Source organism: Frankia umida (assembly GCF_023242945.1).
GTDB lineage: Bacteria > Actinomycetota > Actinomycetes > Frankiales > Frankiaceae > Frankia > Frankia umida.
Genome location: NZ_JALKFT010000001.1, coordinates 299,003 through 320,209, shown reverse-complemented (window position 1 = coordinate 320,209; position 21,207 = coordinate 299,003). Strand labels below are relative to the sequence as shown.

Genomic DNA, 21,207 nt, shown 5'->3' with positions numbered 1-21,207 from the left:
CCCGAAGCCGGGTGCGTTCCGGCAGCGGACACAGGCCCGAGGCCGGGCGCGATCCGACACCGGTGCGGGTCATTGTTCCAGACTCCTCCGATCTCGAGTAGGGCGAACCGTGCGACGGCGACGTTCCAGTCGACGCCGCTGGCGCCAGTACGGCGCGCCCGGGTGTCTCCCGTGGCCGGCCGCGCTGCCGGGGGTGACCCTGGACGGGTCCCACCGCCGTCCGACCGGGCCCTGTCAGCGGGCCGGTGAGCCGTGTCATCGAGCCCCGGAGGGCCCCGCGGAGGCGGCGGCGGTGAGGGTGAACGTGAGGGGCAGCACGGGCAGCCCGAACGGGCGGCGACGTCGCCGGTTCGGGCCGTGTTCGGTGATCGCGGCGACGATCCAGGACTCGACCGCACGGACGAGTTCACCGGCCGCGCGCGGCCGGGTTTCCTCCGGCTGGTCCGCCGCCGGGACGGCCATGGCACCCGCGGGGCCCGCGACATCCGGACGGCCCACGACGTCCGCCACGTCCGGAAAGTACAGCGTGATCAGGCGGCGGGTCACCCGCTCCAGGTCCGCCGGCTGCGGTCCACCGGACTCGGCGAGTGCTCCCCGCAGGGCCCGGCGGAAGTACTGCTCGGCCGCGGCGGCCAGCTGCGATCGGCTCGGCCGGGCGCCGTCGCGTCCCTGGCTCGGTGGGCCCCATCGGCAGAGCGCCTGGTAGAGGTCCTGGTCCGCGCTCCAGTCCGGCACATGTCGCGCGAGCAGGCCAAAGGCCCGGGCGGCGTCGGGCTGCCCCGGCCCACAGGCCGCCAGAAACGCCGCCGCCGGATCGCGCCGCTGCCCGGCACCCCCCTGCCCCACGGGCCGCTGTTCGGGGGGCGACAGTGCGAGGGGCCGTTGTGCGAGGGGCGGCTGTTCGGGGGACCGCTGTGCGGTGGGCGCTGGCACCGGCGCCTGTGCCGGGTGGGGGTGTGCGTCGCCTGGCGCGAGGCGGGTGTCGAGTTCGACGCGCAGGGCGTGCAGGTCGCCGCCGGGGCCGGCCTGTGTTGTCGAATCGCCCCGCGCGTACAGCGCCAGGATCTGGTGGATGACCGCGCGTCGCAGCCCCGGGCCGGCCGCGGGGGTGTCCGCCGCGGTCAGCGCGCGATAGTACGGCCGGGCTCCGGCGGCCAGCACCGCGCGGCGCAGGTCCGGTGCCCCGGACCAGTCCGGGACGTAGCGGACCAGCAGCCGGAACGCGTCCGCGCCGGAGGCATGGGTGGACCGCATCAGCCGGACCGCCGTGGCCGCCGGCGATTCGGTGGACCTGGACGGCGTCCATCCCGTGCGCGGACTGGCCTGGCGGGGCGATGGACCATGGTCGGCCGGGTCAGGCTGCCCGGCGAACCCTGGAGCCGGGTGCTCCAGGCGCAGAGCGGACAGCGTCCGGGTGGCCAGCCGGCGGGCCAGCGCGGCCGGCGCGGGCAGCTCACAGGCGAGGAAAAGCGCTGTCAGACCGGCGCCAAGCGTCGCCTCGGCCTCGTCCAACGCCACCGCCGCGGCCCGCACGGGCGAGGGCCCACGCAGGGCGGCGAGCGCGTCGGCCAGGGTCACCACGGAACCCGTGACCTGTCGCCGCGCCGCGAGGACGGCGGCTTCGACCGCGGCCTCGACCGCGCCGGTCCCGACGGCGGACGTGGCCGCGTTCCGACCGAAGTAGTGGTCACCCTCCGATCGGGCCAGCACGGTGGTGACCACGGCGAGGCGGCGGGCCTCGGCCGACACCGTGGGCGACACGGCGAGCGACGCCACGGCCGACGCCACGGCCGACGCCACGGCCGACGCCACGGCCGGTACCGCTGCCGGTACCGCGGCAGACCCGGCCCGGTCGGGGGTGGTCGGCTGGGCGTCGACCTGGCCCGGGCGGTGCAGCTGGCCGGCGAGACGACGGAGCTGACCCCGCAGACGTTCGGCCCCGGGGAGCTCGCAGGACAGCCCGATCGGAGCGGTCAGCAAGGTGAGCAGCCGCCGGGCCGGATCAGGCTCACCGCTTCCCGTCCCGCTCCCGGTTCCCGTCCCTGTCCCGCTCCCGGGTGTGGCCGCGGCGGCGAGCTCGTCCTGGGCGAGTAGTTGGGTGTAGGCGTCGCGCAGATACGCGCCGACGGCCTCGGTCGGTGGGCTGCGACGGTCGTCCGAGGGGCTGTGGGTGGTGGGCGGAGCCGACGGCGGGATGGTCCGGTCGGGGGGTGGCGGGGCTGGTGTCGACACGGGAGTTCGGGCCGCGGCGACGAGGCGATGACTCCAGCGGGCGGGCTCGTCGACATCGAACGGTTCCGGGCCGACCAGAGCCAGCAGGCTGGCGACCGCGCGCATCCCGCTGTGGCCGTACACGGTGGTCAGAATCCCGGCTGCCGTCTGGATGATCGGCGCGGTGCGGGGCGCGAGCCGTGGATCGACATGGATCATCGCCGCCGACGTGTCCGGTCCGGGGGTCGGCGGTCGCAGGGAGATCAGGAACCTCGGCCCGGCGGCCCCGCCCGGTGCCAGGTGGCTGGCCGGGTCGGGTGGGTGGGTGGGTGGGCGGCGGGACGGCGCTGCGTCCAGGCCGGGGCGTTCGTCCCAGGCGAGGCTCGGGGCCATCCGGGAGGCGAAGGTCAGGCGATAGGGGAGCACGTCCTCGAGCAGTTCGATCAACGCCCACATCAGGGTGGTCGCCTCCTCGCTGCCCGTATGCGAGATGGCGAAGGGCTGGCCGGTCCCGGATGAGGCGAGGACGGCGGCGATCACGTTGGTCAGTCGGTGGTGCCGGGCGGGGGCGCGGGCGGCCTGGCGCAGCGCGCGTTCCCCGATCCGGCGCGCGGCGGTCAGTTCGGGCAGGTGCAGCGGGGTGAGGCGGGTCGAGGTACGCGGCGCCTCGGCCCGCGCGGTCCCCGCCGCGTGCAGTGCCAGCGCCACCCGTTCGGTGAGATGGTCCGCCCGGCCGGTCAGGACGTGCGCCCGCAGCCGGCCGGGGCCGGAGCCAGTGCGCCGAGGTACCCGGACCCGGTGCACCAGTGCGGCCCGTTCGGGCGGTGCGTCCGCTGACACGTCGAGCACCGTCCGAGGCCCGCCCCCCGGACCGGACGGACCGGACGGACCGGACGGGCTGGTCGGACTGGTGACATAGGCCAGGGACGTCGTCGCGTCGGCGGCGAGGGCGTCCTCGGCCAGCAGGTGCGCGGCCGGCAGGTCGTCCCAGGAACGGGCCGCCGCCGACCCCAGGGAACTCGCGACCGGGAAGAAGCCCTGCTCGCCCGTCCGTGGATGGCGTGACCAGACGTAGACGACCTGATCGATGCGGGTGGCGTCGTGAACCCGGCCAGGCGGCAGCGGCACGGTCGGATCGCCGATCATGGGAGGTCGGTTCCGATCGGGCCGCCGCCGTGGCCGGGCCTGGTCATCAGTGCCAGCCGGTGGGGGTGTCGCCGGGACGGTCATCGGTCGTCCCGGGAGCCGGACCGGTGCCGCCGGGGGAGTCCGCGTCGCCGTGGGAGTCCGCGCGGACGGCGGCAAGGGGCGCGAAACGTCGGATGCGGGCTGGTAGCAGGGGGTAGAGGCGGCCGAGTCGGTCTCGCGGTGCTCGCCGTGCCAGGCCGGGGCGTCCGACGGTGCGCGGCGGTGGGTCGTGCCGTGACCGCTCGGGGAGCTGGTGGACGACGGCGCCGATACCGGGCAGAACGAGACCTCCGGCGACCGCGCCGACGGCCCGGTGGACCCGGTCGAAGGCCTCGGGTTCGCGCAGAACGTCGAGCATCATCAGCAGGGGATCGTAACCATCGGTCGGGTCGTGGGCCGGGCGGTGCGGCGGGCTGTGGTCCGGGTCATGGCGTGCGGGACCGGGGGCGGGCCACTGGTCGGACGGTGGCCGCAGGTCCAGGTCCGCGGTGGGCCCTGCGTTCGCGGCCCGCGGGGTGCCCGCGGGTGTGCTGTCGTGCGCCGGGGTGCCGCCGGTGCGGGCGATCGGCTCGTCCGGGTCGGCTTCGAGGAAGGTGTACAGGTCGGGGTCGTAGCGGGTGTCGAGGTCATGCTGGTCGTCGCGCGCGGGCTCGTGCCCCGCTGCCAGGGCGGTCGGCGGCTCGACCAGGACGAACAGCACGGACGGGTGGGGGCGCCCGGCGAGTAGCGGGGCTGGCACGGGGCGGTGCGCCGCGCAGGCGTCGGAGGTACCCACCAGCACGAGCCGGGAGGCGGCCGGCAGCTCGGCGGCCGCTGGCATCCTCCGCTTGGGCCAGGGCCCGCGGAGATCGACGATGGTGACCGGGTCTGGACCCGGGCGAGCACTCGGGGTCAGGGACTGCGGTGGTGACTCACTCATGGAAGATCCCCGCCGGCCCGCCAGCTTTGCTGGCGAGGCCTTTGTGATCGGTACGGATCGTGATCCGGCAATGCGGGCACGCAATAGAGGTCAGCCAATGTGCGGGCAGCTCCTATGTGCGGAACCCGTTGTTCCGTTGCGTGGCCACTGGCCAATGATTGTCCCCCCGGGGCAAGTCCCACCCGGACCAATGATCGTGTAGTTAGCTGATTACCAGTACCTGGCGAAAGGTAATTCCTGGACCTGTCCGCCGTCCAGGAAAAGGAGAAAAATCATCGGGAGCTGGCCGCGAACGCCTGGTGGGTCGGGGATGAGGCCGCTTCAGCGCCATGGGTAGGGGCTTTCGGCCGGGATTTCCCCTGGGAGCCGGCCCCCGCCGGCGGCAGTGATCCGATCGGACGGTGATTGCCCGTGCAGCGGCATGTGCAGCGTCCGGTCGCGTATTCCGTTGCGCTTCGCGGGGGCGGTAACGGATCGGCCTCCGCTGGTTCGGTGCCGGGCGAATACCGGCCACCCTGGGTTACCTGTCGGCGCGTGGACGGACCAGCGTGACGCGGTCGATCGGCACCTGGTCGGGATTGGGCGAACTCGAGTCGAGTACCGAGATCCGCAGGCGCGTCGATCCGCCCGGCTCGCCCGGGTCGACGTCGACCAGCGCGAACGCGTACGGATGATCACTGGCCCGGAAGGCCAGCCAGTCCGCCGGCTCCACGGCATGCACCGGACGCCGCCGACGGCGCCCGGGTTCGGGATCACGCAGGTCGACGATCACCCGCCCGGCTGGCGGGTCGAGCAGGTCGCCCGCCGTCGGCGAGCCTGATCCGCCGGTACCGACCAGAAGATGGACGGTCCCGGCGGTGGCGTCCACGACGTCGCCGTCCGGCACGCCAAGCTCGGTCGGGGCACCGACCTGGGCCGTCCGGTTCGGGACCGGCAACGGTATCTGGGTGGGGCTGCCCGGAACGTGGCCGCGCACCGGATGGCTGCGCTCGTAGTGGTGCTCGTGCCCGTGCAGCACGAGGTCGACGTCGAACTGGTCGAACAACGGCCGCCAGGCCGCCCGGATGCCCAGGTCCGCGCCGTGATGCGACGCCGAGGTGGACATGATCGTCTGGTGCATGACCACGACGACCCAGTCGATGCCCGGGTCGGCGCGCGCCTGGGCGAGGGTGCGGGCGAGCCAGCTGGTCTGGCGGCCGGCGCTGAACCCGTGCAGGTGCACCGGGCTGCCCTCCTGGAGGCAGACATCGTCGGCGGCCAGGACCACGAGCCGCACCGAACCGACCGTGATCGCGTACCAGAGCCCGGCCAGGTAGCTCTCGTCCCCGTGCTCGGGTAGCTGGAAGTAGGTCTGGTAGGCCGCGACCCCCAGCACGCCGTTGCCGCGTTCGATCTCGTGGTTGCCCAGACACGGCAGCCACGGCCGGGACGCCGCGGACGAACTGATCATCTCGAACCAGTCCGACCAGGTCCGCACCGGATTGTCGCGGATGTTGGCATAGGAGAGATCTCCGCCGACAACGGTGAACATCGGCGCGTGCCGCTCGATCGCCGCCACGGTGTAGCCGGCCGCGGGCGAGCCGAACGGGTCGCCTGGACGGTCCGTTCCCTGGTCGGCGAGGAAGGCGAAGGAGAACGGCGCCCGTCCCGCCGGTGCCGTCCGAAACTGCCCGGTCGCCGACCCTGACCCCGAGCCGGCTGCGTCCGCCGGGCATCCGGCGTCCTCGAGGATGGTGTAGCTGTAGATCGTGTCCGGGAGCAGGCCGCGCAGCGTGGCATGGTGGACCTGCACCTCGAGGCCGGTGTGTGCGTCCCGGTAGGACCTGCTGTGCGCCGTCACGGTCCTGGCTGGCGCCGGCTGGTCGGGCACGGGTCCGGTGGCCGTGCCCCGCACGCGGGCGTACCGGATCGACGGTGTGCCGCTGCCGCTGCCGCTGCCGCTGCCGGTGGTGCCGGTGCCGGTGTTGGTGGTTTCGGTGGCGTCGGCGCCGGGGGTGGCGGGCGCCAGCCAGGAAATGACCATCGTGGTCGCGGGATCAGCGCCGAAGGTCAGATGGACACCTCGGGGATCCTGGGGCCTGATGCCGCCGGATGCCGCCGCCGGTTCGGCCAGCGGCGACCGTGGTCGCGTTCCGGGATGCCTGCCGGGTAGTCGCCATGTTCCCATAGATCCCGTTCCCGAAGTTCCGTGCCCGCGGCGTTCTGTGCCGCGGCGTCCTGTGCCGCGGCGTTCTGTGCCGCGGCGTTCTGTGCCGCGGCGTTCTGTGCCGCTGCGTCCTGGCCGTGCGTACCTGACGTTACGTCCGTCCTGTGAGATTACGTCCGGCCTGCACGGTGCGTGGGCTGTGTTGGGCGGACAGTCCCGTTTCAGCCGTGTGATCTTTTCGAGGGGGGCGATGTCCGCCGGGGATGTGCTGTTGCTGATCGGCGCGGGTGTGCTGGCTGGTATCACCAGCACCGTGGCCGGGTTGGCCTCGCTGGTGTCGTATCCGGCGTTGCTGGCGACCGGGCTGCCGCCACTGGCCGCGAATGTCACCAATACGTCCGCGTTGCTGTTCGTCGCGGTCGGGGCGGGTGTCGGCTCGCGACCGGAACTGGTCGGCCAGGGCGCTCGGCTTCGCCGGTACGGCGTGGCGATGTTCCTCGGTGGGGCGGCGGGTGCGGCGCTGCTGCTCGCGCTGCCCGCGTCCGCCTTCGAACGGGTGGTACCGGTGCTGATCGCCGGCTCGGCGGTGGTGCTGTGGCTGCAACCGTCGATTCTGGCGCGGCGGCGCGCCGATGCGGCCGAGGGCGGGCCGGTGGTCTTCGGGCTGGTCCTGCTCACCGGCGTCTACCTGGGCTACTTCGGTGCCGGTGGGGGGATCGCGCTGCTGGCCGCGCTCGCGGTGGCGATACCGGAGCCGCTGGTGCGGGTGAACGCGCTGAAGAACGTCGTGTCGGGGTTCGCGAACGTGGTCGCCGCGGCGACGTTCGCGGTCTTCGGGCCCGTCCGGTGGCTGTCGGTGCTGCCACTGGCGGCCGGGCTGCTGGTCGGCGGCGCCGTCGGGCCGTCACTCGTGCGACGGCTGCCACCCGGCCTGCTGCGGGCACTGGTCGGGCTTGCCGCCCTCGGCCTCGCGACGAGCCTCGCCCTGGACGCCTACCGCTGAGCCCACCCGCACCGGCCCGCACCTGCCCGCGGATAGGGCTGAGCCCCGGAGACCTCTGGGAGGTTCCGGGGCTCAGGCCACCGCGCTTGCGCCTGCCGGCGCGGCTCGTGACTGCTGCCTACTCGCTGGACTTGGCGAGGTCGACCGGCGGGGCGTCGGGAACCTCGACCGGCTTCGTCTCGCCGCGGAAGATGAACTTCGCGTCCTCTCCCTCGCCTTCGACGTCGCCGACGACGATCTCGCCCGGCTTCAGCGTGCCGTACAGGATCTTCTCGGACAGGACGTCCTCGATCTCCCGCTGGATCGTCCGGCGCAGCGGCCGGGCGCCGAGCACCGGGTCGTAGCCCTTCTTCGCCAGCAGCGCCTTGGCCGCGGACGTGAGCTCGAGGGCCATGTCCTTGTTCTTGAGCTGGGTGTCGACCCGGGCCAGCATGAGATCGACGATCTGGATGATCTCGACCTCGGACAGCTGGTGGAAGACGATGATGTCGTCGATCCGGTTCAGGAACTCGGGCCGGAAGTGCTGCTTGAGCTCGTCCTGGACCTTGGCCTTCATCCGCTCGTAGTCGACCGCGCCCTGACCGGTGGCGAAGCCGATGCCCGGGCCCTTGGAGATGTCGCGGGTGCCCAGGTTCGACGTCATGATCAGGACGGTGTTCTTGAAGTCGACCAGCCGGCCCTGGGAGTCGGTCAGGCGACCGTCCTCCAGGATCTGCAGGAGCGTGTTGAAGACGTCGGGGTGGGCCTTCTCGACCTCGTCGAACAGGACGACCGAGAACGGCTTGCGCCGGACCCGCTCGGTGAGCTGGCCACCCTCCTCGTAGCCGACATATCCGGGCGGGGAGCCCACCAGTCGCGAGACGGTGTGCTTCTCCATGTACTCGGACATGTCGAGCTGGATGAGGGAGTCCTCGTCGCCGAAGAGGAACTCGGCGAGCGTCTTGGACAGCTCGGTCTTACCGACACCGGACGGGCCGGCGAAGATGAACGAGCCACCGGGACGCTTGGGGTCCTTCAGGCCGGCACGGGTACGCCGGATGGCCTGGGAGACGGCCTTGATGGCCTGCTGCTGGCCGATGACGCGCCGGTGCAGCTCGTCCTCCATGCGCAGCAGACGCGCGGTCTCCTCCTCGGTGAGCTTGAAGACCGGGATGCCCGTCCAGATGGCCAGGACCTCGGCGATCTCCTCGTCGCCCACCTCGGCGACGACGTCCATGTCGCCGGCCTTCCACTCCTTCTCCCGCTTGGCCTTCTCCGACAGGAGGGTCTTCTCCTTGTCGCGCAGCGAGGCGGCCTTCTCGAAGTCCTGCGCGTCGATCGCGGACTCCTTGTCCCGGCGGACGTTCGCGATGCGCTCGTCGAACTCGCGCAGGTCCGGCGGGGCGGTCATCCGGCGGATACGCATCCGGGAGCCGGCCTCGTCGATCAGGTCGATCGCCTTGTCCGGCAGGAAGCGGTCGGAGATGTAGCGGTCGGCCAGCGACGCGGCGGCGACCAGCGCGGCGTCGGTGATCGACACCCGGTGGTGCGCCTCGTACCGGTCGCGCAGGCCCTTGAGGATCTCGATGGTGTGCGCCACCGACGGCTCCGCGACCTGGATCGGCTGGAAACGGCGCTCGAGCGCCGCGTCCTTCTCCAGGTGCTTGCGGTACTCGTCGAGCGTGGTGGCACCGATGGTCTGCAGCTCACCGCGGGCCAGCATCGGCTTGAGGATGGAGGCGGCGTCGATCGCGCCCTCGGCGGCACCCGCGCCGACGAGCGTGTGCAGCTCGTCGATGAACAGGATGATGTCGCCGCGGGTGCGGATCTCCTTGAGGACCTTCTTCAGCCGCTCCTCGAAGTCACCGCGGTAGCGGGACCCGGCGACGAGCGCGCCGAGATCGAGGGTGTAGAGCTGCTTGTCCTTGAGGGTCTCGGGCACCTCGCCCTTGACGATCGCCTGCGCCAGGCCCTCGACGACGGCGGTCTTGCCGACGCCGGGCTCGCCGATCAGCACCGGGTTGTTCTTGGTGCGGCGCGACAGCACCTGCATGACGCGCTCGATCTCCTTCTCGCGCCCGATGACCGGGTCGAGCTTGGACTCGCGCGCCGCCGCGGTGAGGTTGCGGCCGAACTGGTCGAGCACCAGCGACGTGGACGGGGTGCCCTCGGCGGGAGCGCCGGAGGTCGCCGTCTCGCCCTTGCCCTGGTAGCCGGACAGGAGCTGGATGACCTGCTGGCGCACCCGGTTGAGGTCCGCGCCCAGCTTGACGAGCACCTGGGCCGCGACACCCTCACCCTCGCGGATGAGCCCGAGCAGGATGTGTTCGGTGCCGATGTAGTTGTGGCCGAGCTGCAGGGCCTCCCGAAGCGACAGCTCCAGGACCTTCTTCGCGCGTGGCGTGAACGGGATGTGCCCGCTCGGCGCCTGCTGGCCCTGGCCGATGATCTCTTCGACCTGGGACCGCACACCCTCAAGGGAGATGCCGAGGGACTCGAGGGCCTTGGCAGCTACGCCCTCACCCTCGTGGATCAGTCCGAGCAGGATGTGCTCGGTCCCGATGTAGTTGTGGTTGAGCATCCTGGCCTCTTCTTGGGCCAGGACGACGACCCGACGTGCCCGGTCGGTGAATCTCTCGAACATGTGCGCTCCTTCGAGCTGCGACCGACCACACGACAGCCGGTATCCGCATGCTAGCTCCGCCGAGGCATGTCCTCACGCATCGAACAGAAACCTACCCGCCGACTCCGACCTCTTCGTTGAGCCCGGACGACCGGCACGAAGGCCGGCACGACCAGCGGAGACGCTTAGGGCAACCGTGGCCGACCAGCCATGATTCCGTCACGTCGTTCCGCCAAGAGCAGAACGACAGGTGCCGGACGGCGCCGGTGCGACCCCGGCTTCCGGGCCCTCCGGGCGCTCTTTCCGCCCGGCGCGAAATCCGGCCTGTCGTCACTGACGGTAGTGCAAATCCGGCTGCACTCTGATGTGGCGCATATCATAAAGATTGCATTTTGTAATTATTAAACTGCGCTACGTGCCCGTCTGGTGATGGTCGCGCGGTGGTCGCACCGTGACCCGCACAGCCGCCAGATCCGTGTGGAGCCCGGAACCGCCCGGAGGCCGGATCCGTACGGCGGTTCCCTCCGCACGGGCGGAGGGACATGCCGTTGCCGTACTACTTTACGTGCGTCGATGCCGATCGTTACTTTGATGTTGTCTCATACAGCGAGCCCACCATCACCCTGGGTGTCAATCCAGGTGCGCATCCGCTGCTCTCGATCGGCATCGCCGGTGAACGGGCAGGTGGTGCAGTACTCCGCGTCCAGCCGGTGAGCCAGGCAGCAGGAGCCGCGGCGCATACCGATGTAGGTCCGGCCGCGGTGGACGAACTCCTGCCACCGCGGCCGGGCGAGCATCGTCGGCGCCGCCAGCGCGAAGAACGCGTCTGCCTCGTCCCGCCCCGTCATGGGATCGCCGGTCGCCCGCTCGGTGAGCAGGAAGGCCCGCGCGCACTGCGCCGCCGCCGCCCCCCACAGCGCCGGCCGGCCCAGGCGCACCATCGACCGCAGGTGCCGCAGGAACGGGTCGAGGTGCGCCAGGATCTCCTCGACCAGCACCGTGCGCAGTTCGGTCGCGGTCTCGACCACGCGAATCCCACCGCCGGGGGGCGCCGTGGGCGCGCCGGTGGCGTCGAGCTGGCCCGTGGCGCCCGCGAGTGTCGGTGGGGCCCCGAGACCGGGTATCGCCCCCAGCCCGGGCGCCGGTGCCAGCCCGGGCGTCGCCGGAGCGAGGCCGGCGGCCAGGGGGTCGTTGGCCAGCGCCGTGGCGACCGGGCGGTACAGCGCTGTGCGGTCGAACCAGCCGCTGTCCGGAACGCTCAGGGCCACCTGCGCGGGGGTGAGGTCCGGCACCCGGCGCAACAGGACGTAGGACGCTATGGCCGGGCCGACGACCGCGGCCGAGTACCAGTTGGCCAGATAGCTGGCCGCGACCTCGGCGCTCGCGCCCGGGTTGGCCGCCGTGACGCGGGCCAGGGACTCGGACACCCCGGCCTGGGTGGTCAGCTCCGCACAGTTCACCCAGGGCGCCCCGGCCGGTACGCCGAAGTGGAGCCCGCGGGGAGCGAGCGACTCGACGATCGCGGATGGCACAGACCAGACCGGGGCGCCACCCGTGCGGCCGTCCCGGGGTGTGGTCGCGGTCGCGACCCCGGTGATCGGCTCCCGTGCGGGTGTCGACGGCGACGTGGGAAGGAGCATGAAGTTAGGTAAGGATAACTTCACGGTCCTGTCAAACGATGCGCGCCGGAGGTGCCACGTGGCGCCCGGACCTTCGGGATGTCGCGCCGCACGTGGCGGCCCCTGTGACGGCCCCCGGGGGTCGCTGGTGGCCGCCCCGTCCGGTGAGGATGTGACGAACATCATCGTCATCGGCGAGGACCGGTCGCTGCGGACAGTACGTGATTCTCCCTGCTCGGAACGCGTGATGCATCCCGACAGGCCCGATCAGCGGTCGTGGGCGTCCAGATACCGACTTACGGTCTTCGCGATCGCGAGCTGGCCGTCGGCATTCGGATGGGCGCTGAGGTCACGGGCCGGGGCGAACACGCTGATCGGGGCGACCCACGAGTCCTTTGTGCACAACTCGTGCCCGCGCAGGGCACGATCGGTCGAAACGTACTCGACGCCGGCCTTGGCGGCCGATTTCCGGATCACCTGGTTCAGCAGGCTGTTGAGCCTGGTCAGCTGGCCGCGTTCGGAGCTGCTGAGCCAGCGGCAGGTGTTCTTGCTCTGGCTGGAAGGAATAATGCTCGGATAGCCGACGACGAGTATCCGGGAGTCCGGGGCAGCGACCTTCATGGCCTTGTAGCTGGCCACCAGGAGGTCGGGCAGATCCTTGCTGACGTAATCGCGCTCGTATTTGTCGTTTCCGGTCCAGAAGCACTTCCACGTGTAGCAGCTCACGATGACCCGGCTGAAGCCGGCGTCGTTGCCGCCGATCGTGATGGTGACGACGTCCGGTGGGGGACTGGCCTCCCGCAACTGGGTTATCTGGGGTAGTTCGCCCCGGAATGGTGAGGTCAGTGCCTCGGTGGTGGCGCCGGCGCAGGCAGCGAACACGTCGATCGAGATCGAGGGGTCGAGCGTGGTCAGCAGCCGCGGCCAGGCCTGCGCGCTGTGCCGACAGCGCGGATCGACGGTGTCGAACGGTGGGGTTCCCTCACCGGAGGAATACGAGTCGCCCAGCGCCGCGAGGGTACGGGGCTCGGTGGGTGCGGCGGCGGAGGCCGGTTCACCCCAGCCGGCGGAGACCGTACCCGTGATGGCGAAAATCACCAGCGCCAGGATGAGCCGAACGGGCCGGTTGGGGTATCTCTCGACAAATGTCAGGCGACCGAGCCGGCGCCCGGAGCAGGTCGCCACTTCTCGGTCCCGCATAGTCTCGAATGGTAACTGCTCCGCCGGGCCGTGCACCTGCGGATCCGACCCGATGTCAGCTGTCCGACGCCGGGCGGCCAAAAACAGTGGCCGGGGGCCGGGTGGCACGTACCCACCCGGCCGGACGGCCAAGCACGGAAGGCACCTTCGGGTGCTGCCGGCGGTGCTCCCCAATAGCGGCCGATGGCCGAATTCAGCGGTTCTTCTCGAACACCAGTCGCAGACCGATGAGGGTCAGATGTGGTTCGTGCCGGTCGAGTGTTTCGCTTTCCTTCAGTACCAGTGAGGCGAGTCCACCGGTGGCGATGGCGGTCGCGTGGGTGCCCAGCTCCGCGCGGATGCGCCGGACCAGCCCGTCCACCTGCCCGGCGACACCGTAGATCATCCCGGACTGCAGGGCCTCGACGGTGCCCCGTCCGATGACCGAGCGGGGCGGGACGAGCTCGACCTTGCGCAGCTGGGCGGCCCGGTTGGCCAGCGCGTCCAGGGCGATCTCGATGCCGGGGGCGAGGGCCCCGCCGACGAACTCGCCACGCTCCGAGACCACATCCAGGTTCGTCGACGTGCCGAAGTCGACCACGATCGCCGGACCGCCGTACAGGTGATAGGCGGCGAGCGTGTTCATGATCCGGTCGGCGCCGGCTTCCTTCGGGTTGTCGATCAGGATGGGCACGCCGGTGCGGGTGCCGGGTTCGACGATGACCACCGGCAGATCGCGGTAGGCCCGCACGACCATCCGGCGCAGCTCGCGCAGCGCCGCCGGCACCGTCGAGCAGATCGACACGCCGGAGATCTCGTAGTCGCCCAGCAGACCCCGGTAGAGGAGCACGAGTTCGTCCGAGGTGGAGTGCGGATCGGTGCGCACCCGCCACGAGTCGACGAGGGTGTCGCCCGCGAACACCCCGACGACCGTGTTGGTGTTGCCGACGTCGATGGCGAGCAGCATCAGCCCTCCCGTAGGTCGAGGCCGAGGTCCAGGGCCGGCGCCGAGTGGGTCAGCGCGCCGACCGCAAGATAGTCCACTCCGGTCGCCGCGACCTCGGCCGCCACCGCGAGGCTCAGGCCCCCGCTGGCCTCGAGGCGCACACCCGCCGGCCGGGCGATCGCCACCGACGCGCGCAGCTCCCGCGGACCCATGTTGTCGCACAGGATGAGATCGGCCCCGGCCGCCACGGCCTCGGCGACCTGCTCGACGGTGTCGCACTCGACCTCGACCGAAAGCCGCGGGAACCGAGCCCGGACCGCGGCGAACGCCGCCGTGACCCCACCGGCCGCGACGACATGGTTGTCCTTGATCAGTGCCGCGTCGGACAGCGACATCCGGTGGTTGACACCGCCGCCGCAGCGCACCGCGTACTTCTCCAGGGCGCGCAGCCCCGGCAGCGTCTTGCGGGTGTCGCGGATGGCCGCGCCGGTGCCGGCGACCGCGTCCACCCAGGTCCGGGTGAGGGTGGCGACGCCGCTGAGATGGCACAGCAGGTTCAGCGCGGTCCGTTCGGCGGTGAGCAGCCCCCGCACCGGGCCGTTGACCTGGGCCACGGCCTGGCCGGGGGTGATGCGGTCGCCGTCGGCGGCGGTGAGAGTGACAGTCACCGCGCGGCCGAGCACGGTCTCGAACACGGCGGCGACGACCGGCAGCCCCGCCACCGTCCCCGCCGCCCGGCTGACCAGGGCACCGTGCCCGACCAGCGCGGCATCGACGGTCGCGGCCGAGGTGGCGTCGAGGGCACCGGGTGGTTCGGTGGCGCCACCGCTGGCCCCGGTCGGTCCCATGGTGGCGGCGCCGGGGTCCGCGGTGGGGTCGGCGGTCCAGCCGGGCAGGTCCTCGGCCAGGGCGAGACCGATGACGGCGACCACCTGGTCGGCGTCCAGACCGGCCGCGGCCAGCTGACTGCGCGTACCCGGCGACAGCCGTCCGGTGTGCACTGGCGGCCCGGGCTGGAAGCCGTGGCCGGGCTGGGAGCCCTGGGAGCCCTGGTTGAGCTGGGGGCTCTGGCCGGTGGCAGAGCGCAGGGTCGCCGGGCCGGGGGCGTGCGGGGCGGTCATGACCCGGTCCGGGCGGGTTCGGCGGTCGGCTGGGCGGGTGCGATGGCTTCGATCTCCACGACGAGCTCCCCTTCGGGGCCGAGCCGGGTGAGGACCCGGCCGAGCCAGTGCGCGTCGTCGCGTTCGCCGAAGTCCTCCCGCCAGTGTGAGCCGCGGGTCTCGGTACGGGCGGCGGCGGCGGCGACCAGCGCCGTCGCGACGGTGCGCAGGTTCGTCATCTCCCAGGCCGGCGGGCCCGCGGTCACCGTGGCGCCGCTGACCCGCAGATCACCGAGGCCGGCGAGGACCTTGGCGGTCGCGCGCAGACTCTCGGCGCTGCGCAGCACACCGGCGCCGTCGGTCATCGTCCGGGCCAGGTCGGCCCGTTCGGTCGGGTCGGTCAGCCCGCTGCCCCGCCCCACCACGGGTGCGGCCGGGACGACGTCGCGCTGCCGACGCGCCCCACCGCCAGCACCGCCACCGCTGCCGTCGCCGTCGCCGTCGCCGGACTGCCCGGCGATGTGGCTGGCGATCCGCGCGGCGAACACCAGCCCCTCGAGCAGGCTGTTGGACGCCAGCCGGTTCGCACCGTGCACACCGGTGCAGGCCACCTCGCCGCACGCGTACAGCCCGGGAACGGTGGTGCGTCCCCACAGGTCGGTGCGGACCCCACCGGAGGCGTAGTGGGCGGCCGGCGCGACCGGGATCGGCATGCTCACCGGGTCGACGCCGAACGACCGGCACCGGGCGGTGATCGACGGGAACCGCCCCTCGATCATCCGCACGCCGAGGCCACGGGCGTCCAGGTAGAGATGGTCGACCCCCTGGGCGGCCATCACCCGTGACATCTGCTTGGCCACGACGTCGCGTGGTGCGAGGTCGGCCAGCGGATGCGCGCCGTCCATCACCCGTCCCCCGGCGGCGTCGACCAGCACCGCGCCCTCGCCCCGCATCGCCTCGCTGACCAGCGGCTGCTGTCCGTCGGCTGACGCGGCGGCCCGGGCGTTCTCGGCCGCGCCGTGGCCGGGTGGCACCCACAGCGCCGTCGGATGGAACTGGACGAACTCCAGGTCGGCGACCACCGCGCCGGCCCGCAACGCCAACGCCACCCCGTCGCCGGTGGACACCCGCGGGTTCGTCGTCAAGGCGAAGATCTGGCCCATCCCGCCGGTCGCGAGCACCACGTGCGGGGCGGTGACCGCCCCGACGCCGTCCTGGCTGCCCGCGCCGAGCACGTGCAGGGTCGCCCCGGCGGCCCGGCCGTCCGCGTCCAGCAGCAGATCGAGGACGAGGGCGTTCTCGATCACCTCGATCGCCGGGTCGGCCCGCACCGCGGCGATCAGCGCCCGTTCCACCTCGAGACCGGTGGCGTCACCGCCGGCGTGGACGATCCGGTTACGCAGATGACCACCCTCGCGGGTCAGTGCGAACGAGCCGTCGGCGGCCCGGTCGAACCGGGCACCGAGTTCGGCGAGTTCCCGGACCCGCGCCGGCCCCTCGTCCACGAGCACCCGGGCGGCCGCGACGTCGCACAGCCCCACCCCGGCGACCAGCGTGTCGGTGAGATGGTCGGCGGGTGAGTCCTCGGCGGCCAGCGCCGCGGCGATCCCGCCCTGGGCCCAACGGGTGGAACCGGCATCCAGCTGGGCCTTCGTGACCAGCAGGACACGGGCGGCGGGCAGCTCGCGGCGCGCGTGCAGCACGGTGGTCAGGCCCGCGATCCCCGACCCGATGACGACGATGTCAGCGGCGCGGCTCCACCCCGGGCGGGGTGCGCCGAGCCGGCAGGGCAGCACTGTCACCGGGTGGCCAGGACCGATCGGCTGACCGGAACGGCACCGGCGCCGGCGCCGGCCGCGTTCGCCGGCACCGTGAGGTCGCCGCGCAGACTGGCCGGGTCATGCGGCAGCGCCTCGGCGGGGTCGCCACCCTGACCGATGATGCGGTTCTCGGCGTCGACGAACAGCACCCGCGGGACGTACCGGCGTGCCTCGGCGTCCTCCATCATCCCGTAGGCGATGATGATGACCAGGTCACCCGGGTGCACCAGACGGGCCGCGGCCCCGTTGATGCCGATCACCCCGCTACCGGCCGGCCCCGGGATGGCGTAGGTCTCCAACCGGGCACCGTTGTTGATGTCCACGATCGTCACCTGCTCGCCGGGCAGCAGGTCCGCCGCCTCGAGCAGGTCGGAGTCGATCGTGACCGAGCCCACGTAGTTCAGGTCGGCCTGGGTCACCGTAGCTCGATGGATCTTGGCGGTCAGCATGGTGCGCAACACGGTCAGGCCCCCTGACGGTCGGCGGGGAGAACGGGTTCGGCGGTGCGAGTCGGTTCGGCGGTGTGCGCGGGTTCGGGGCGTTCGGCGCCCTGGGCGGGCACAGTGACGTCGGCGGGCACAGTGACGTCGGCGGGCACGGTGACGTCGGCCGACAGCTCGAGCGAGACATTGTCGATCAGACGGGTGCTGCCCACACGGGCCGCGACGAGCAGCAGCGCCGGCCCGGCCCGCACCGGCCCGAGATCATCCGGGCTGGCGAGCGTCAGGTAGTCGACCTGGACTTCCGTCGCCGCATCGAGCACGTCGCGGGCGGCCGCGAGCACCTGCGGCGCCGCGCCGCCGGCGGCGGCCGCGGCCTGTCCGGCCCGCAGTGCGCCGGACAGCGCCAGCGCGTCCTGACGCTGACTCGGCGAGAGGTAGACGTTGCGGCTCGAACGGGCGAGCCCGTCGGCCTCGCGGACGGTCTCCACTCCGATCACCGTCACACCGAAGGCCAGATCGGCGACCATCCGCCGGATGCACACCAGCTGCTGGGCGTCCTTGCGTCCGAAGAACGCCAGGTCCGCCCGGACCAGATGCAGCATGGTCGCCACCAGGGTCAGCATCCCGTCGAAATGACCCGGTCGGGACGCCCCCTCCAGCACCTCGCCCAGCGGACCGGCGCTCAGCCGGACCAGGGGTGGCGTCTCGTGCACCATGGTCGGCGCGAAGACGACGTCCACCCCCTCCCGGGCGCAGATCGCCAGATCGGCCTCGAGGGTCCTCGGATATCGATCCAGATCCTCACCGGCGCCGAACTGCAGGGGATTGACGTAGATGGTCGCGACCACCTGGTCGGCCTGTGCCCGCGCCGCCCGCAACAGGCTGGCGTGCCCCTCGTGCAGCGCTCCCATGGTCATCACGACAGCCCTGGTGGACGGGGGAGCCCCCTGGGCCGGGCCGGCGGCGGTAGGCGGGAGCGCGGCGAGCGCGGCATGTAGCGAGGCCCGGTCCCGGGCGACTACCGGCGGACGAAGCCGCTGGTCACGGTCCCGTTCGGGCGCGGAGGAAAGATCGATGATCATTGCTTCTCGTTCCAGTCCTCGGGTGGGTACCGGACGTCGAGCGACACTGTAACTCGCCTGCAATGGTTCCCGCGACCCACTGTGACCCGCGCTGCGCCGAGCTGCATCGCCCTGTGTCGTCCCGTGGCGATCTCGAGAACTGTTTCCAGTATTTTCCTTTTGTCTTATTTGGTTTTTTTGGTGTTCTTGTCGGCCCTGCTCGGACGCCTGGCACGACGGCCGCCGGCCGGACCGACGGCGAGGCCGGTCCGGCCGGCGGCCGGTGCGATGCGGTGCGGCGAGACGGCTGGATGTGGCAGGAACGGCCGGGTGGTCGCGGGTGGCTTCCGGATCAGGCGGGGGGAGCCCACCACCGGGGCGTGGCACGGTGCTGGGCCGGGGTGGGCCGGGCCCGGGCAGGCGGAGCCGGGACGGGCAGGGCCGTGGCGGGCAGGACGGGAACGTCCAGGCCGGGGCTCGGGAGCCTGGAACCGCGCGGGCCGAAGGCACCCAGGTCAGGGTCGTCCAGGTCAGGGTCGCCCAGGTCAGGCTGGGACTGGTCAGGATGGGACGGGGCGTGGCCGGACGGGTCGTGGTCGTGCGGGTTGGCGAGGTCCTGCCACACGCGGTTCTCCAGCAGGGTGAGCACGGCGGGCATGAGGATCACGCGGATGAGGGTGGCGTCCAGCAGGATGGCGGCGCCGAGGCCGACGCCGAGCTGCTTCATGCTGACCTGGGAGAGCGTGGCGAAGATCGAGAAGACGGCGACCATGATGACGGCGGCGCTGGTCACGACCCCGGCGCTGCGGCGCACACCGACGGTCACCGCGTCCCGCATGGGCAGGCCGGCCTGGCGGGCCTCCCGCACCCGGCTGAGCACGAAGACCTGGTAGTCCATCGACAGGCCGAACAGGATCACGAACAGCATCAGGGGCAGCCAGATGGTGATCGCCCCGGTGGAGGTGTAGCCGAGCAGGCCGTCGGCCCAGTGATGCTGGAAGACGGCGGCGAGCAGGCCGTACGCGGCGCCGACGGAGAGCAGGTTCAGTCCGACGGCGACCGCGGCGACCAGGGCGCTGCGGAACGCGGCCAGCAGCAGCACGAACGCGAGCACCAGCACGAAGCCGATGATCAGCGGTGTACGGGTGTGCAGGCGGTCGTTGAAGTCCACGGAGCCGGCGGTGGGGCCGGTGACGTCCGCGTGCAGGTTCACCGCGGCCGCCGCGATCGTCGCCGGGATCACCGTGGTGCGCAGTTCGTGCAGGGCCCGGACCGACACGCCGTCGGTGCCGCTGCCCGCGACCGGGATCGAGACCTTCGCGACCTGCTGGTCGGGGGTGTACGTGACCTGCACCGGTTCGAACATCTGGCCGGTGGTGGTCGCCCGTCGGCGCAGGTCGTCAAGGGCGCGCTGCGCCGCCGGGGCGGTCAGGGCGGAGCCGTCCGTGCTGGAGACGACCACGGACGCCGCGACCTGGCCGCCGGGGAAGGCCGCTGACAGCCGCTCGTACGTCGCCATGATCGGCAGCTTGCGGGGGATGTCGTCGACGCCGGGCTCGGCGGTGTGCATCCCGAGCGCCGGCAGGGTGAGCAGGACGAGCAGCCCGCCGGTGATCGCGGCGACCGGCTTCGGCCGGCGCAGCAGCCGTCCCAGCACTCCCGGCTTCGCCAGTTCGCGCTGGTAGGCGGCCGCTGTCCGCGAGGCCGTCCCGCCGGAGGCGGAAACCGAACCGGACGCGGCGCCGCCGGCCGCCGAGTGGCCGCCGGCGCGGCGGCGGCGCCAGGGCAGGCGCAGCAGTTCGACCCGGTCGCCCAGCAGGGAGAGCACGGCGGGCAGGACGGTCAGGGAGCCGAGCACGGCCACCAGCACGACGATGATCGTGCCGACGGCGACGCCGTTGAACGTCGAGATCCCGGTGAGCAGCAGACCGGCCATCGACACCGCGACAGTCAGACCGGAGATGAGCACGGCATGCCCGGACGTGTCGGCGGCGATCTCCAGGGCCCGTTCGGGGCTGTGTCCGGCGGCGCGTTCCTCCCGTTCCCGGCGGATGTAGAACAGGGCGTAGTCGACGCCGACCGCGAGGCCGATCAGCAGCATCACCGAGGTGGCGGTCTCATCGGTCGGGAACGCCCGGCTGGCGAAGGCGACCAGGCCGATCGCGGCGACGAACGAGGTCAGGGCCAGCGCCATCGGGATCAGCGCGGCGACGACCGCGCCGAACACGGCGAGCAGAATGCCGAGCGTCAACGGGATCGCGAGCAGTTCGGCGCGCTTGAAGTCCTTGCCGACGGTGGCGCTGAGCGCCTTGTCGGAACTGGCGTCCCCGAACTGTTCGACGGACACGCCCGGATGCGCGGCGTGGACGGCGGCGACCGCGTCGAGCGTCGGGTCGACCTTGGCGCCGTCGCGCAGATCGAAGGTCACCAGTACCGACCGCAGGTCGTGGGAGACCAGACCCGGATCGGTGCGCACGCCGGGCGCGGCCACGGGTGCGCGTAGTCCGGTGGCCACCCCGGTGGCCTGGATGCGGGTGGCGGTGTCGGTCAGCGCCGCGTGGATCCGCGGGTCGGCGAGCAGCGCCGACGGGTCCGCCGCGGGGGTCGCCCGCTGGATGAGGACGTTCTCGCTGTCGGTGTCGACCCAGCCGTGCGCGGTCAGGGTCTGTTCGGCTCGGCCCGACTCGCCGAGGCCCTCGTCGGCGTCGGTGAGGGTGTGGGTGCCGATCAGGCTGCCGAGGAGGATCGCGAGGACGACCCCCACCAGCCAGCCACCGACGGCCGGTCTCCGGTGGCGCACACTCCAGCGCGCCGCCCGCGCGGCGAGGTGCGTCGGCTGCCGGGACGGGCCGTCCGCCCATCCCGGCCCGGGTGCCTGACCTGGGATTTCGCCTGCTGTACGAGGTGTCGTTCGCATGGGAACGACGATCTCGTCTCGACCGTTCAAGGTCACTGCGGCGAGCTACCGAA

Annotated in this window: 13 protein-coding genes; 1 reads left to right on the top strand and 12 read right to left on the bottom strand. The window is 72.2% G+C overall.

Going from position 1 to position 21,207, the window contains the following annotated elements; genetic code table 11:
• Nucleotides 1–255: 255 nt before the first annotated feature.
• The 3 genes from MXD59_RS01250 to MXD59_RS01240 form a co-directional block, all read right to left on the bottom strand.
• A complete protein-coding gene (locus tag MXD59_RS01250) occupies nt 256–3,357 on the bottom strand; it encodes a YML083C domain-containing protein (protein WP_248823078.1) in 3,102 nt (1,033 codons plus the stop codon).
• A gap of 46 nt (nt 3,358–3,403) precedes the next feature.
• The gene (locus MXD59_RS01245) at nt 3,404–4,219 is read right to left on the bottom strand and encodes a hypothetical protein (RefSeq protein ID WP_248823077.1); all 816 of its coding nucleotides are present in this window, start codon (nt 4,217–4,219) and stop codon (nt 3,404–3,406) included.
• Nucleotides 4,220–4,838: 619 nt separating this feature from the next.
• Nucleotides 4,839–6,485: a purple acid phosphatase family protein gene (locus MXD59_RS01240; protein WP_372511846.1), complete on the bottom strand. Its 1,647-nt coding sequence runs from the start codon at nt 6,483–6,485 to the stop codon at nt 4,839–4,841.
• A gap of 229 nt (nt 6,486–6,714) precedes the next feature.
• Between MXD59_RS01240 and MXD59_RS01235 the strand changes: the two genes are divergently transcribed.
• Complete coding sequence (locus MXD59_RS01235) at nt 6,715–7,467, top strand: sulfite exporter TauE/SafE family protein (RefSeq protein ID WP_248823075.1); 753 nt, start codon at nt 6,715–6,717, stop codon at nt 7,465–7,467.
• 118 nt (nt 7,468–7,585) lie between these two features.
• On the opposite strand, the gene MXD59_RS01230 is transcribed toward MXD59_RS01235, so the two are convergent.
• The 9 genes from MXD59_RS01230 to MXD59_RS01190 form a co-directional block, all read right to left on the bottom strand.
• Nucleotides 7,586–10,090 carry an ATP-dependent Clp protease ATP-binding subunit gene (locus tag MXD59_RS01230; RefSeq protein WP_248823074.1) on the bottom strand — a complete coding sequence of 835 codons (2,505 nt, stop codon included), beginning with the start codon at nt 10,088–10,090 and terminating at the stop codon, nt 7,586–7,588.
• 578 nt (nt 10,091–10,668) lie between these two features.
• Nucleotides 10,669–11,601 carry a (2Fe-2S)-binding protein gene (locus MXD59_RS01225; RefSeq protein ID WP_248823073.1) on the bottom strand — a complete coding sequence of 311 codons (933 nt, stop codon included), beginning with the start codon at nt 11,599–11,601 and terminating at the stop codon, nt 10,669–10,671.
• Nucleotides 11,602–11,955: 354 nt separating this feature from the next.
• The gene (locus MXD59_RS01220; protein WP_248823072.1) at nt 11,956–12,924 is read right to left on the bottom strand and encodes an SGNH/GDSL hydrolase family protein; all 969 of its coding nucleotides are present in this window, start codon (nt 12,922–12,924) and stop codon (nt 11,956–11,958) included.
• 157 nt (nt 12,925–13,081) lie between these two features.
• A complete protein-coding gene (locus MXD59_RS01215) occupies nt 13,082–13,834 on the bottom strand; it encodes a type III pantothenate kinase (RefSeq protein ID WP_248811244.1) in 753 nt (250 codons plus the stop codon).
• Nucleotides 13,834–14,934: a carboxylating nicotinate-nucleotide diphosphorylase gene (gene nadC, locus MXD59_RS01210; RefSeq protein ID WP_248823071.1), complete on the bottom strand. Its 1,101-nt coding sequence runs from the start codon at nt 14,932–14,934 to the stop codon at nt 13,834–13,836. Before nadC ends, MXD59_RS01215 begins: the two co-directional genes overlap by 1 nt.
• On the bottom strand, nt 14,931–16,715 hold the full coding sequence (locus tag MXD59_RS01205; protein WP_248823070.1) for an L-aspartate oxidase: 1,785 nt from the start codon (nt 16,713–16,715) through the stop codon (nt 14,931–14,933). The genes nadC and MXD59_RS01205 overlap by 4 nt, the downstream gene beginning before the upstream one ends.
• On the bottom strand, nt 16,712–17,194 hold the full coding sequence (gene panD, locus MXD59_RS01200; RefSeq protein ID WP_163548868.1) for an aspartate 1-decarboxylase: 483 nt from the start codon (nt 17,192–17,194) through the stop codon (nt 16,712–16,714). The genes MXD59_RS01205 and panD overlap by 4 nt, the downstream gene beginning before the upstream one ends.
• Nucleotides 17,195–17,196: 2 nt before the next feature.
• Complete coding sequence (gene panC / locus MXD59_RS01195; protein WP_248823069.1) at nt 17,197–18,258, bottom strand: pantoate--beta-alanine ligase; 1,062 nt, start codon at nt 18,256–18,258, stop codon at nt 17,197–17,199.
• Nucleotides 18,259–18,589: 331 nt separating this feature from the next.
• Nucleotides 18,590–21,154 carry an MMPL family transporter gene (locus tag MXD59_RS01190; protein WP_372511842.1) on the bottom strand — a complete coding sequence of 855 codons (2,565 nt, stop codon included), beginning with the start codon at nt 21,152–21,154 and terminating at the stop codon, nt 18,590–18,592.
• Between the last annotated feature and the right edge of the window lie 53 nt (nt 21,155–21,207).

Coding starts and splice junctions, on each gene's coding strand:
- MXD59_RS01250 (WP_248823078.1), bottom strand. CDS start 3,357: ATGATCGGCGATCCGACCGTGCCGCTGCCGCCTGGCCGGGTTCACGAC.
- MXD59_RS01245 (WP_248823077.1), bottom strand. CDS start 4,219: ATGCCAGCGGCCGCCGAGCTGCCGGCCGCCTCCCGGCTCGTGCTGGTG.
- MXD59_RS01240 (WP_372511846.1), bottom strand. CDS start 6,485: ATGGGAACATGGCGACTACCCGGCAGGCATCCCGGAACGCGACCACGG.
- MXD59_RS01235 (WP_248823075.1), top strand. CDS start 6,715: ATGTCCGCCGGGGATGTGCTGTTGCTGATCGGCGCGGGTGTGCTGGCT.
- MXD59_RS01230 (WP_248823074.1), bottom strand. CDS start 10,090: ATGTTCGAGAGATTCACCGACCGGGCACGTCGGGTCGTCGTCCTGGCC.
- MXD59_RS01215 (WP_248811244.1), bottom strand. CDS start 13,834: ATGCTGCTCGCCATCGACGTCGGCAACACCAACACGGTCGTCGGGGTG.
- nadC (WP_248823071.1), bottom strand. CDS start 14,934: ATGACCGCCCCGCACGCCCCCGGCCCGGCGACCCTGCGCTCTGCCACC.
- panC (WP_248823069.1), bottom strand. CDS start 18,258: ATGATCATCGATCTTTCCTCCGCGCCCGAACGGGACCGTGACCAGCGG.
- MXD59_RS01190 (WP_372511842.1), bottom strand. CDS start 21,154: ATGCGAACGACACCTCGTACAGCAGGCGAAATCCCAGGTCAGGCACCC.